This is a genomic window from Vibrio sp. TRT 2004 (assembly GCF_050113735.1).
Classification (GTDB): Bacteria; Pseudomonadota; Gammaproteobacteria; order Enterobacterales; family Vibrionaceae; genus Vibrio.
In genome coordinates, this window is sequence record NZ_JBNJOH010000004.1 from 136,810 (window position 1) to 150,081 (window position 13,272).

The window sequence follows — 13,272 nt, forward strand, 5'->3', positions numbered from 1 at the left end:
TACTCAACTACTTAAACTATTTTCATATCAAATATGGTGTTAGGCGGAATAACCCTGAGGGTTGTTTGACTGCCAATTCCAAGTATCGGCTGTCATTTCATCGATACTGCGCAGCGCGCGCCATCCCAACTCTTTTTCAGCCTTTTCAGTGCTTGCCCAGCACTCAGCAATATCACCAGCTCTACGAGGGCATATTTGGTAAGGAACGGCATGTCCACAGGCACGACTAAACGCCTCCACCATCTGCAATACACTCGATCCTTTCCCCGTGCCTAGGTTGTAGACATGCAAACCATGTTGACTCCCCACAGAGTTCAGTGCCGCGATATGCCCGTCAGCGAGATCCATGACATGTATATAGTCGCGGATACCGGTACCATCTTGTGTAGGATAATCGTCACCAAAAATAGACAAGCGCTCACGTCTCCCAACAGCAACCTGAGCAATGAATGGCATCAAGTTATTTGGAATACCTTGGGGATCTTCCCCCATCGTTCCAGAAGGGTGTGCTCCAACAGGATTAAAGTAGCGTAACAACGTGATGCTCCAGTCCTGCTCAGCAGCAAACAGATCACTGAGGCACTGTTCGACCATATATTTGCTGCGACCATAAGGGTTTGTCGTCGCTCCAGTTGGCGACTCTTCGGTGATAGGTACTTGTTGAGGATCGCCATAAACAGTGGCAGAAGAGCTGAAAACAAGGCTTTTGACACCCGCTTTACGCATCGAACGAGCAAGAACCACTGTGCCATTAACATTGTTGTCATAGTATTCGAGGGGCTTTTCAACAGATTCACCAACCGCTTTTAGCCCAGCAAAGTGGATCACCGACGTGATGTCATGTTTCGAAAATACAGAATCGAGAAATGCTTCATCACGGATGTCACCTAGGTAAAACGTCGGTGTTTTACCAGTCAGAGCATCGATACGAGTAAGCACCTCTTCTTTGGCGTTGCAAAGATTATCTACAATAATGGGTTCAATACCTGCTTCAATCATCTGCACACAAGTATGACTGCCTATGTATCCCATACCGCCGGTAACAAGAACTTTCACTATTCGATCTCCATCAATCGGTGAGCAATACCATGCTCAAATCTCTTCGATGGCAAAAGTCTATCAATCAACGACGTCCAAGATCCGTGATCAATTTCGCGTTATGTAAACGTTTCCACAAAATTAACCATAAATGACCTTCAAGATTAGTGTGATAAATGGTTTAGTTAATGAAAGTTGATGACCGATTGGCCGTAGTAAACAAGATTTCCGTTGAAGCTTTTTCCATTCAGCATTCGAATAGATAACAATGTTTGCTATTTTTTACTAAAAATCGGTACTTGATCGGTGTGATTGTTTACAATACTTGGCATAGTTAGATTGCCTACGTAAGCGCAACAAGTAATAAAGGGACGTAATAATTAATGGCAACATTGAAAGATATTGCGACGGAAGCGGGGGTTTCCTTAGCTACCGTATCAAGGGTACTTAACGACGATCCAACATTAAGTGTTAAAGAAGAGACTAAGCACCGCATTTTTGAGATCGCAGAAAAGCTAGAGTATAAAACCAGTAGCTCCAAGAAAGCGGCGCTAGCTAGAAAACAAAATCATCACTTTATGGCGGTATACAACTACCCTCAGGAAGCGGAAGTCAACGACCCCTATTACCTTTCTATCCGCCACGGCATCGAAACTCAATGCGATAAACTAAACATTGAGCTAACAAATTGTTATAACAATGAAATTGTCGCAGCAAGCAATAAGATAACGGGTGTTCTTTTGGTTGGACGAAGCAATCCGGCCACCTTAGCCCAGTTGACTAAGATGACTGACAATATTTGCTATGTCGACTTCAGTGACTGTGACTCTGAATTCGATTCTGTCGACATTGACCTCAAACGAATCAGCAAACAAATCACCGATTTTTTCATCAACCAGGGCTTTAAACGTATTGGTTTTATTGGGGGTCAGGATAAACCCAATTGTGCCGACATTCGTGAAATTGCCTTCGCTGAATATGGGCAACTTAAAGGCGTAGTGTCACTTGATGATATCTATCGTGGCGAGTTCACCAGCTCATCTGGCTATAAGCTTGCTAAAGAAATGCTGGCAAAACCGGACTTCCCTAGAGCGTTATTTATTGCCTCGGATTCAATTGCGATTGGGGTGTTAAGAGCCATTCATGAGCACGGGCTTAATATCCCTGAAGACATTTCGCTTATTAGTGTTAACGATATTCCTACCGCAAAGTTTACGTTCCCATCCCTGTCTACGGTGCGAATTCACTCAGAGATGATGGGAATTCAAGGCGTTAACCTTCTCATTGAAAAAGTTCGTGATGGTCGCGCCCTACCATTACAGGTTTATGTTCCGAGCAAGCTAAAACTAAGAGGCACCACTCAATGACTCCAGAGCAGTGGCTAGCCATTCTCACTCCGCATCTTGAACAACGATTCAAATAAAACCAATCAAACAGCATCTCTAAGGCACTGAATTTCAGTGCCTTTTTTATTATTTAAAACTCAAATCCATGCTGCTACTCCCCCCTCACCTAGCAATAAGATGTGGTTAAACATTATTCTTTAATCGTGATCACAGCTTTCACCTACCGACTCGAATAAATCGTGATCCAGTTAAAGTAAAACGTTTTCACCAATTTATTTTAGTAAAAGTTTTACTAATATCTTTCCCATAAGCTCACTGAGCATTTTTTAACAGAACGTCGGCAGTCATCGCACGCTTTAAGCCGAGGGAGAGCAATCGTGAACAATTGGGAAAACTTCCTACACCTACATGAGAACCGCATGGCACCACGTGCCTATTTTTTCTCATACGATTCCGTCAACAGCGCACAAACTTTTCAACGCGAGCTCAGCAACCACTTTATGCAGCTAAGCGGACAGTGGCGTTTTAACTACTTCACAAACCCGCTCTTGGTTCCTGAGGAGTTTTACACTGACAAGATGGAACAGTGGGGCCAGATTACGGTTCCAAATATGTGGCAAATGGAAGGCCATGGCGATCTTCAATACACTGATGAAGGTTTTCCTTTCCCAATTGATGTTCCTTTTGTGCCAAGCGATAACCCAACTGGCGCTTATCAGCGTAATTTCACTCTGAGCGAGAGTTGGAATGATCAACAAACCATCATCAAATTTGATGGTGTGGAAACCTACTTTGAAGTCTATGTAAATGGTCAATATGTCGGTTTTAGCAAAGGGAGCAGACTTACCGCCGAATTCGACATTTCAAAATACGTAGTACAAGGCGATAACCTTCTGTCAGTGCGCGTGATGCAGTGGGCAGACTCTACCTACATCGAAGATCAGGATATGTGGTGGACCGCCGGCATCTTCCGTGATGTTTACCTTGTGGGTAGACCACAAACCCATGTGCAAGATTTTACCGTCCGCACTGACTTTGCCGACGACTACGTCGCAGCAACGCTCTCTTGTCAGGTGGAACTTGAGAACCTTAGTAACCAGCAAGCGCATGGCTACTCACTAGACTACGCTCTGATGGATAAAGGTCAGGTTATTGCTCAAGGCTCATGCAGTAACCTGACTATCGACCAATCTGCTCAGGCTCGCTTTAACATCGAGATGACCCACCCAGTTCACTGGACCGCTGAAAATCCTTACCTTTATCAACTTCTGATCACTCTGCGTGATAATCAAGGCAACATCTTGGAAGTGATCCCACAACGAGTTGGCTTCCGTGACATTAAGGTGCGTGATGGCCTGTTTTACATCAACAATCAATATGTAATGCTCCACGGGGTTAACCGTCACGACAACGATCATCTAAAGGGTCGCGCTGTGGGAATGGATCGCGTCGAGAAAGACATCGTGTTGATGAAGCAACACAATATTAACTCTGTGCGTACAGCTCACTACCCTAATGACCCTCGCTTCTATGAACTGTGTGATATCTATGGTCTGTTCGTTATGGCGGAAACCGATGTAGAAACTCATGGTTTTGCCAACGTGGGAGATTTGAGCCGAATCACGAATGATGCCGCGTGGGAAGCTGTGTTTGTCGAGCGCGCCGAACGCCACATCCACGCACAAAAAAACCATCCATCCATCATCATGTGGTCGATGGGCAACGAATCAGGCTACGGCTGTAACATCCGCGCGATGTGCGCGGCAACCAAAGCGATTGATGACACTCGCCTCGTCCACTATGAAGAAGACCGTGACGCGGAGGTTGTTGATGTCATTTCAACCATGTACTCACGTGCACAATTGATGAACTATTTCGGCGAGTTCCCGCACGAAAAACCGCGCATCATCTGTGAATACGCCCACGCTATGGGTAATGGCCCAGGTGGTCTGACTGAATATCAAAATGTGTTCTACAAACATGATCACATCCAAGGTCATTATGTTTGGGAATGGTGTGACCATGGCATTTTAGCCCACGATGAGAAAGGTGAGTCTTTCTACAAATACGGTGGTGACTATGGCGACTACCCTAACAACTACAACTTCTGTATGGATGGTTTGATCTACCCTGACCAAACTCCAGGCCCAGGCTTGAAAGAGTACAAGCAGGTGATCGCGCCAGTAAAAATCCGCGCTATCGACCCACAAATGGGTAAGTTTACCATTGAAAACAAGCTGTGGTTCTCAGACATCAACGATTACACCATTACCGCAGATATTCGCGCCGAAGGTGAGACTTTACGCACCGTTCAATTCAAAGTAGCTGACTTAGCCGCCAACTCTGAACGAGACATTGAGATTGCGATCCCGGAATTGGATCAACGTGAAGTCTTCGTCAACTTTACCGTGCGTAAAGATAGCTGCACTCTCTACAGCGCGGCTAACCACGACATTGCGGTTTACCAATACCCAATCAAAGCAAATACGGCAACCACTACAACTTATAGTAACGCCAACGCAACCAGGTTAAATATCGAAGAGAGCCGTCTTGGTTATTTGATTGAGGGCCATAACTTTGCAATTAACTTCTCGAAAGTCAATGGCAAGCTAACCTCGTGGTTGGTCAATGGTGAGGAGCTGATCAAATCTGAACCGAAGCTCAACTTCTTCAAACCAATGATCGACAACCACAAGCAAGAGCATGAAGGATTGTGGCAACCTGCCCACCTTCAAATCATGCAAGAGCACTTCCGCACCCTCAATGTTGAGCTGATTGATGGCAAAGTCGAAATCACCACGACCAGTATCATCGCGCCACCAGTATTCGATTTCGGGATGCGTTGCAGCTACCGCTACCAGATCAACGCTGAAGGACAACTCAACCTAGAACTGAGCGGCGAACGCTATGGCAATTACCCGCATGTCATTCCTGTGATCGGTTTAGATCTTGGGATCAATGGTGAGTTCGAACAGGTCAAATACTATGGTCGTGGCCCAGAAGAAAACTACCAAGACAGCAAGCAAGCCAACATGATTGATGTTTACCAGACAACCGTCGCTGATATGTTTGAGAACTACCCATTCCCTCAAAATAACGGCAACCGTCAAAACGTTCGCTGGGCAGCTTTGACTAATCGCAATGGCACCGGTTTGTTAGTAAAGCCTCAGCAAGAGATCAACTTCAGTGCTTGGTTCTACACCAACCAAAATCTACATCAAGCTCAGCACACAATTGAGCTTGAGAAAAGTGGTTACATCACTCTGAATCTCGACCACAAATTGATGGGACTTGGTTCCAATTCTTGGGGCAGTGAAGTGCTCGATTCATACCGTGTCTACATGGATGAGTTTTGCTATGGCCTGACACTAATGCCACTGCAAGCGGGTGACTGTAACGCCCAAGCACTGGCTGCACACAACTTTGGTGACGCCTTCTTTAAGAACAAGCGTGTCACAACAACTGATGTAAACGAGGCATAACCCATGATCGTGTTAGAAAGCTTAGAGCAATTCAAACAAGTGTACCGCAATGGTCGTAAATGGAACCGCTGTGTTGAGGCGATTGAAAACTGCGTCAACATCAAAGATGGCGTAATGCACTCCATTGGCGACTCACTGGTGTACATGATTGAAGATGGCATTTCACTGAACAATGACACTTTTATCGGTAACCGCCGCTACTTTGATGTGCACTACTATCTGGAAGGCAAAGAATCAGTAGAATTTGCGGATAAGTCTCAGCTACAACAGCTTGAGGCGTATAGCGATGAAACGGATCGTGAATACCTGATAGGTAAAGGGCAAGTACGTGAACTGAGCGCAGGTCAGTTGGCCATTTTTGACAATAGCCAAGGCTATCGTTTCTTAGGTGACAACCGAGTGCGCAAAGTGGTGCTGAAAGTAACCATCGAAGATGGCTACTTCCTCAACAAGTAACCAAGACATTCATACCAATAACAACGAGGGGCGATGCCTGTCGCATCAGCCTCTCGATAAAACCCTACAAACACGTGACTCTTCGGAGATATAACAAATGTCTGATACCAAACGTAACACCATAGGCAAGTTTGGCTTGCTGTCCTTAACCTTTGCTGCCGTATTCAGTTTCAACAACGTCATTAACAACAATATTGAAATCGGTCTAGCATCGGCACCAATGTTCTTCTTAGCGACCATCTTTTATTTCATCCCTTTCTGCTTAATCATCGCTGAGTTCGTTTCTCTCAACAAAGATTCAGAAGCTGGGGTTTATGCTTGGGTTAAAAGCTCACTCGGTGGTCGCTGGGCATTTATTTCTGCTTACACTTACTGGTTCGTAAACCTGTTCTTCTTTACCTCACTACTGCCACGCGTTATCGCCTACGCTTCCTATGCTTTCCTTGGCTATGAGTACATTCTGACACCATTCGCGACCACTGCTCTCAGTATGATCCTGTTTGCGTTCGCAACTTATGTGTCTACCAACGGCGCAAAAATGCTGGGGCCAATTACTTCCGTCACTTCATCATTAATGCTGTTACTCACTATCTCGTACATCTTGCTTTCTGGCGCTGCGCTACTTGGCGGTGTAGAACCGGCTGACCCAGTAACTGTTGAAGCAATGATCCCTGATTTCAGTTGGGCATTCCTTGGCATTACTACATGGATCTTTATGGCTGCGGGCGGTGCTGAGTCTGTCGCGGTTTACGTCAACGACGTTAAAGGTGGTTCTAAGTCTTTTGTAAAAGTGATCATTATTGCAGGTATCTTTATTGGTGCGCTTTACTCTGTCTCTTCTGTACTCATCAACGTATTTGTTTCTAGCTCAGAGCTAAAATACACAGGTGGCTCAGTTCAGGTATTTGAAGGGCTAGCAAGTTACTTTGGCCTACCTGAAATCCTGATGAACCGTTTCGTGGGCTTGGTTTCATTCACAGCCATGTTTGGTTCTCTACTAATGTGGACTGCAACACCTGTAAAAATCTTCTTCTCAGAAATTCCTGAAGGTATCTTTGGTAAGAAAACGGTAGTGCTTAATGAAAATGGCGTTCCAGCACGTGCAGCTTGGGTACAGTACGCCATCGTATTCCCACTAATGATTATCCCAACCTTAGGCTCAAATACAGCTCAGGATCTTATGAATACGGTGATCAATATGACCGCAGCGGCTTCAATGCTCCCACCGCTGTTCATTATGCTGGCTTACCTAAACTTGCGCCTAAAACTGGATCATCTAGAACGTGATTTCAAAATGGGTTCACGCATGACAGGGATTGCCGTGGTTTCGATTCTGATCGGTATCTTCACTGTGGGCTTCCTAGCGTCAACGTTCCCAACAGGCGCAGACATCATGACCATCATTTTCTACAACGTTGGCGGCATTGTTATCTTCCTAGGTTTTGCTTGGTGGAAGTACAGCCAATACGAAAAGTCACTCAATGATCAAGAGCGCTTACAAGAGGCCGCGCCTGCCGTTGCCCTAAAATAATAATGACAACCCCTTTTGGGCACCTAGTGGTGCCCTTTTTTGTTTTGTCTATCACTGTCAACTACGACCTTCACGAACAGAAAAGCGTCTTTTCGGATCATTTATCCCGCTCAAGACCAGATATAGTGATCAGCAAGGTGCGCGGCCGCCACTTGCATGTTCTGTCATATCAACAATAAGGTTAATCACAATGACTAAACTCAATACCATAGCACCCGTGTTATTTCTGGTGATGTGGAGTAGTGGTGCGGTGATCGTTAAGCTCGGCTTGCAGTTCTCTTCACAGTGGAGTTTTCTAGCCCTGCGGGCTCTGATTTCTCTGCTCTGTATCTCCGTAATTTTTCTCATCGCAAGACGTTTCAGCAAGGCAACATTTTCTAAGCCAACCCGAAGTGATGTCGCCTCAATACTGACGATCGGCTTACTGTTACAAGTTCTCTACCTCACTTTCTATATTTTGGCGATTGATAGTGGGATGTCACCGGGTCTGGTCACTTTAGTACTGGGAGTTCAGCCACTCATCACCCCGTTACTTTGTCAGCAAAAAATTGACCGCATCAAAGTGTTGTTGTTAGTTTTAGGCTTCACTGGCCTATGCATCGCCATAGCTGGCGCGCAAACTTTGACTAAAATAGGTTGGTCTGGATTATTGTCTGCCGTGCTCGCGCTATTAGCGCTCACGTTTGGCACCATCAAACAGAAAAAAGTCATCATCCAACCAGTTCAAGCGATGTGGTATCAATGCCTACTATCAAGCACGATATTTACGCTTGTTAGCCTGTATGTTGGATGGCAGATTAATTGGGCTGGTGAGCTTGTTTTCTCTGCGCTGTGGATGAGCATTGTTGTCTCTGTAGGCGCCTTGCTATTGCTGATGTATATGGTCAACAAAGAGAGCTCGGACAAAGTCAGCGTATTGTTTTATGCAGTTCCGGTACTGACTTACCTGTTTGACCACTTGCTGTTTGGCACGACATTAAGCAGTACGACCTTGTTCGGTATGGCTTTGGTTGCGTTTAGCGTTCTTATCTACCGTCGCCAGACATCCACTAATCATGACTACGAAAGCTCTTCGGTGATAAGCCAAAATAGCCGCTAAAGCTTCGCGTAAACGAAGATGGATTACTAAATCCTACTTCCTCTGAAATTCTGCTGATTGGCATATCGGTGTTGGTCAGCAGAGTGCGCGCTTTTTCCATTCTTAGTTTGGCGAGATACTTGAGAGGCGTGAGTTGCATCTCTTTGCCAAACAAATGCTTGAACTGAGTAGGGCTTAAACAAGCCACCTTAGATAACTCTTCGATAGTGTAATTCGCAGCAATATCTTGATTAATATATTGGATCACCTGCTTGATTCGGTTGTCCATTTTACTTGTCGAACATTGACGTGAAAGCAGCTCAAAGAGTAACCCAAGCATGCTCTCTTCTAGCTCATCCTCAATATTGTGTTCCAACTGCTTTTCAATAAAGCGGACATACTGATGGGTCGCTTCATCAAGTAAAAGAATTGGCTGTTCCAGTGTGAGCAATGATTGTGGAAGTTGCTCTACATCGATCACCAAAAAACGGAAATCTTCACGAGCACGAAATTCATGGTAACAGCCAGACAAAATGACAACGCAGTCTCCATAAGAGACACTGGCAGCACGGCCATCCAATGTCAGATCAATGTAGCCCCGAAGAGGAAGCAGTACCTGATGATGATCATGAGTGTGTCCATCTGAGCTGCGACTGTATGCTCTGACTGTAATTTTTCCGCTCAATGTTTCGTCCTGAATCCATTCACTATCAAAGCACCACTTTATCACACAAAGAAAAGTCCACAGCTTAGTGATTTTCCCAGTAAGTAAGAAAACTCATATCCACACTTTCTTTGTGATTATATAATTGTCGGTTCCACTTCATTTGTTAAGACCCCTATGTCGAATTCAGCAAGTTCTATCGATAAACGTATGAATATCGTCGCCCTGACATGGCCTCTGTTCGTCGAAATTTTGCTAAGGACAGCACTCAATACCAGTGATGTATTCATGCTAAGTGGATACTCAGACAAAGCCGTTTCTGCCGTAGGCGTCATTTCTCAGCTATCGTTCTTTCTTATCATTGTATCTTCAATGGTTAGCAGTGGGACTGGGATCCTTATTGCTCAATACAATGGTTCCAACCGTACTTTGGAATCTGCGTATGTTGGTATCGCAAGTATTGCCCTTTCCGCGCTCGTCGGAATTTCGTTAAGCGTGATCGCAGTGATCGGCGCTTATCATTTTTTACCGCTGTACGGGCTTGAAGCACAGGTAGAGCAATATGCTCATGAGTACTTAGTCATCAGTGGAGCGTTGACGTTTAATATTACACTCGGCATTGTCCTGACGACGATTTTGCGCAGTAACGGCTATTCACGCGCACCAATGGTCGTCAACCTGATTAGTGGTGTCATCAATATTGTCGGAAACTACATCGCCCTTTACCAACCTTTCGGCTTACCCGTATATGGCGTGGAAGGTGTCGCGATTGCTACTGTCATCAGCCAAGTTATCGGCACTCTGATTTTAGCGGTGGTCATTCGACGTAGTGATATTTCGCTACCGTTTGGTCAATTTAAGCAGATTCCGAAGACGATTTATTCTCGCATCGTAAAGATAGGTGTTATGAATGCAGGTGAGGTCCTGTCATATAATATGGCTCAAATATGCATCACCTTTTTTATCGTTCAGATGGGCACCGCCTCACTCGCCGCCTTTACCTACGCACAAAATATTGCGCGTCTGTCATTCGCCTTTGCCCTTGCATTAGGGCAAGGCAGCCAGATACAAGCAGGCTACTATATTGGGCGTGGTTGGATCGATTCGATTCTCAAGCTGGTACAACGCTACTTTGTGATTGGCTTTGTTGTTTCGACACTGGTGACTATTGCTATCTATTTACTGCGCGACAACATTATTCCGCTGTTCACCGCCGATCCCGAGATTTCAGCACTCACAGCCAGTCTCATTGCAGGGTCAATTATCTTAGAAGCTGGTCGGGTGTTTAATTTGATCTTTATCTCGGCACTAAAAGCCGCAGGAGATATTAAATTCCCAGTCCAAATGGGCATTCTCAGTATGTGGGGACTAGGCGTAGCCATGAGTTACCTATTTGGTGTGCATTGGGGCTTTGGTGTTATCGGTGCTTGGATGGCGATTGCACTCGATGAGTGGTTCCGAGGTTTAATCATGGCGAGGCGCTGGCGTTCAAAAGTCTGGACGCGCTTCACCTTGAGTTAAGTTTAAGGGCGCACAATGCGCCCTTAACTATTTATATCGCCTCAATGCTAAGCAATAAGCAAGCTTCAGGGTCAAGGATAGGCAGACTGAGACCAACTGTGGCTAACCACTCACCTTTGAGTGTAATCTCTCCCTCATGCCACCAGGTTTCACCCTCTTTCATCAACTGAGCGCTGGATTGGGGGTAATCCACCAGACGAACTATATAGCACTTTTGTGGTTCCAAATGTTCAATCAATAAAGGTTCCGGCAGGGCATAGTCTGGCATCGCTTTTTGACATACTGTAATCAGGGTTTGCTGAGCTTTTGTCACCCCATAGGCCAAACGGGTCTGGTCACTGCTGTCGAGATAAAAACTGTCACCGCTATGCAGCAGCTCTCGATACTGTTTATGCAACGCAATATACTTGGCAAAAGCCTGTTTCTCTTGTTCACTCTCTTTAACCGGGTCAAGTTCAACCCCCATATGACCATTGAGAGCTGTCAGACCGCGCAGGTTAATATCATGACTGCGTCTTGTGGTATGGCTGTGGGACGGCCCGATATGCGCCCCCATCACCTCGGGTGGAAAAAAGATCCCCATGTGCTTTTGGATAGTTTGCCGTTCAAGTGCATCGTTGCAGTCGGATGTCCAGAAACGACAGGTTCGTTTAAGGATTTCATAATCAACCCGACCACCACCTGAGCTACACGACTCAATTTCAACATTAGGATGAGCGGAAACCAGCTGGTCAATAAGTCGATACAAAGCTTTGGTCTGACCATGTACTGCACCACTCCCCTGATGAGTCGCCTGAACCAGCTCGCGGTTCATGTCCCACTTAACATAGCCAATGTTATGCTCACTGAGCAGGGTATCCAGACTGTTAAATAAATACTGAAAACAGTCACTGTTTTGCAGATTCAGGACATATTGATAACGCCCGGTCGGCTGCTGATACCCCTCGGCTCCAAGCAACCAGTCTGGATGCTGGCGAAACAGGTCAGAATCTGGGTTAACCATCTCTGGCTCAACCCAAATACCAAACTCCATTCCCAAAGAGTTAACATGTTCAATCACTGGCTCCAGACCATTTGGGTACTTGCTTGCATCCAATATCCAGTCTCCCAATGAAGACTTGTCATTGTTACGGCCTTTAAACCAGCCATCGTCAATGATGAAACGTTCAACCCCCATCTGAGCTGCCTGAGTCGCCATTTGGCATATATAATCAGGGTCATGGTCGAAGTAAATCCCTTCCCACGTGTTAAGGTGGACGGGGCGCAACTTGTGACTTTCAAAAGGTAAAATCTGCTGTCGAACGTAGCTATGGTTTGCTTTGCGAATACCATTGATACCTTTTGGACTATAGGTAGCCAAAAGCTCTGGAGTGGTGTAACTCTGCCCTTGTTTAAGAATCACTTCCCCGGGAATAAGCCACTCACCTGCCTGCAGTAATCGACGGCCATCACTTTTCACATCTGCGCGCCAATGATGATTACCACTCCATGCTAAATGAAATCCCCACACTTCACCGGCTTGATCAGAAAACCCTACTGTACCCAGCAGGCAACCGGGAAAGTATTCATGGGAAGTGCGACCTCGACGGTTTTCCACCAACCAGGAACCGTGGTTGATGGTCTGGCGCTGAGACTGAAACTCCCGACTCCAGCGACCATGATAACTTTCCAACTCCGAAGCTCTGAATGGTAGCGGAAGTGTCAGCGCCAGTTTGTTTAACGTGTACTCCTGTTGGCTGACGTTGCTCAGGGTCATCTGTTTACTCAACACCCCTGTACTATCGAGCTTAAGGCAGATTGTTAAGATAAGTTGGGCCAACTCATCCTGACAAACAATCTCAACCTCATTGCCAGATTGAGTGTGACTGAGATAATCAAGTCGAGGCATGCTCGCCAGACCATTGCGATGCCCTTCAATCGCCGAAGAGCCAAAACTGCCCCGCCCTAACTCAGGACAAAGAGTTAAAGGAACATCATGATCCAAACGTGCCTGAGGCACCGCACGCAACTGACTTTGTGCCAGAGAATCAAACTGCTGAGCATCTAAGCAATTAATAGACATCCCCCAATAGAGCACTTCTGGAGCAGGGCTAAGTTTGATCACCAGTGACACATTATCACTGTGAAGTTGTACGAACTGATTCATCAATCGCTCC

9 protein-coding genes are annotated in these 13,272 nt (G+C 45.7%); 6 read left to right on the plus strand and 3 right to left on the minus strand.

The window, feature by feature from the left end; genetic code table 11:
* Positions 1-39: 39 nt before the first annotated feature.
* A complete protein-coding gene (gene galE / locus ACQEXR_RS03265) occupies positions 40-1,056 on the minus strand; it encodes a UDP-glucose 4-epimerase GalE (RefSeq protein ID WP_331416492.1) in 1,017 nt (338 codons plus the stop codon).
* A gap of 365 nt (positions 1,057-1,421) precedes the next feature.
* Between galE and ebgR the strand changes: the two genes are divergently transcribed.
* The 5 genes from ebgR to ACQEXR_RS03290 all read left to right on the plus strand — a co-directional run bounded on the left by ebgR (position 1,422) and on the right by ACQEXR_RS03290 (position 8,952).
* On the plus strand, positions 1,422-2,405 hold the full coding sequence (gene ebgR, locus ACQEXR_RS03270; protein ID WP_427019737.1) for a transcriptional regulator EbgR: 984 nt from the start codon (positions 1,422-1,424) through the stop codon (positions 2,403-2,405).
* A 356-nt stretch (positions 2,406-2,761) separates the two neighbouring features.
* Positions 2,762-5,866 carry a beta-galactosidase subunit alpha gene (gene ebgA / locus ACQEXR_RS03275; protein WP_427019738.1) on the plus strand — a complete coding sequence of 1,035 codons (3,105 nt, stop codon included), beginning with the start codon at positions 2,762-2,764 and terminating at the stop codon, positions 5,864-5,866.
* A 3-nt stretch (positions 5,867-5,869) separates the two neighbouring features.
* Positions 5,870-6,322 (plus strand): beta-galactosidase subunit beta, encoded by a 453-nt coding sequence (locus tag ACQEXR_RS03280; protein WP_138970430.1) that lies wholly within the window; start codon positions 5,870-5,872, stop codon positions 6,320-6,322.
* 97 nt (positions 6,323-6,419) lie between these two features.
* Complete coding sequence (locus ACQEXR_RS03285) at positions 6,420-7,853, plus strand: amino acid permease (RefSeq protein WP_427019739.1); 1,434 nt, start codon at positions 6,420-6,422, stop codon at positions 7,851-7,853.
* Positions 7,854-8,043: 190 nt separating this feature from the next.
* Positions 8,044-8,952, plus strand: coding sequence for a DMT family transporter (locus ACQEXR_RS03290; RefSeq protein WP_427019740.1), 909 nt, complete (start codon positions 8,044-8,046; stop codon positions 8,950-8,952).
* Here ACQEXR_RS03290 and ACQEXR_RS03295 read toward each other — a convergent pair.
* Entirely contained in the window at positions 8,903-9,616 is a 714-nt protein-coding gene (locus ACQEXR_RS03295; protein ID WP_427019741.1) for a helix-turn-helix domain-containing protein, read from the minus strand. The genes ACQEXR_RS03290 and ACQEXR_RS03295 overlap by 50 nt on opposite strands.
* Before the next feature lie 156 nt (positions 9,617-9,772).
* Between ACQEXR_RS03295 and ACQEXR_RS03300 the strand changes: the two genes are divergently transcribed.
* Complete coding sequence (locus tag ACQEXR_RS03300; RefSeq protein ID WP_426950971.1) at positions 9,773-11,116, plus strand: MATE family efflux transporter; 1,344 nt, start codon at positions 9,773-9,775, stop codon at positions 11,114-11,116.
* A gap of 31 nt (positions 11,117-11,147) precedes the next feature.
* Here the strand turns inward: ACQEXR_RS03300 and ACQEXR_RS03305 are convergent, their stop codons facing one another.
* Positions 11,148-13,262: an alpha-galactosidase gene (locus ACQEXR_RS03305; RefSeq protein WP_427019742.1), complete on the minus strand. Its 2,115-nt coding sequence runs from the start codon at positions 13,260-13,262 to the stop codon at positions 11,148-11,150.
* Positions 13,263-13,272 lie beyond the last annotated feature (10 nt).

What these genes read in the sequence shown, in the direction of transcription:
- ebgR (WP_427019737.1), top strand. Translation starts at nt 1,422, where the DNA reads ATGGCAACATTGAAAGATATTGCGACGGAAGCGGGGGTTTCCTTAGCT.
- ACQEXR_RS03280 (WP_138970430.1), top strand. Translation starts at nt 5,870, where the DNA reads ATGATCGTGTTAGAAAGCTTAGAGCAATTCAAACAAGTGTACCGCAAT.
- ACQEXR_RS03285 (WP_427019739.1), top strand. Translation starts at nt 6,420, where the DNA reads ATGTCTGATACCAAACGTAACACCATAGGCAAGTTTGGCTTGCTGTCC.
- ACQEXR_RS03290 (WP_427019740.1), top strand. Translation starts at nt 8,044, where the DNA reads ATGACTAAACTCAATACCATAGCACCCGTGTTATTTCTGGTGATGTGG.
- ACQEXR_RS03300 (WP_426950971.1), top strand. Translation starts at nt 9,773, where the DNA reads ATGTCGAATTCAGCAAGTTCTATCGATAAACGTATGAATATCGTCGCC.
- ACQEXR_RS03305 (WP_427019742.1), bottom strand. Translation starts at nt 13,262, where the DNA reads ATGAATCAGTTCGTACAACTTCACAGTGATAATGTGTCACTGGTGATC.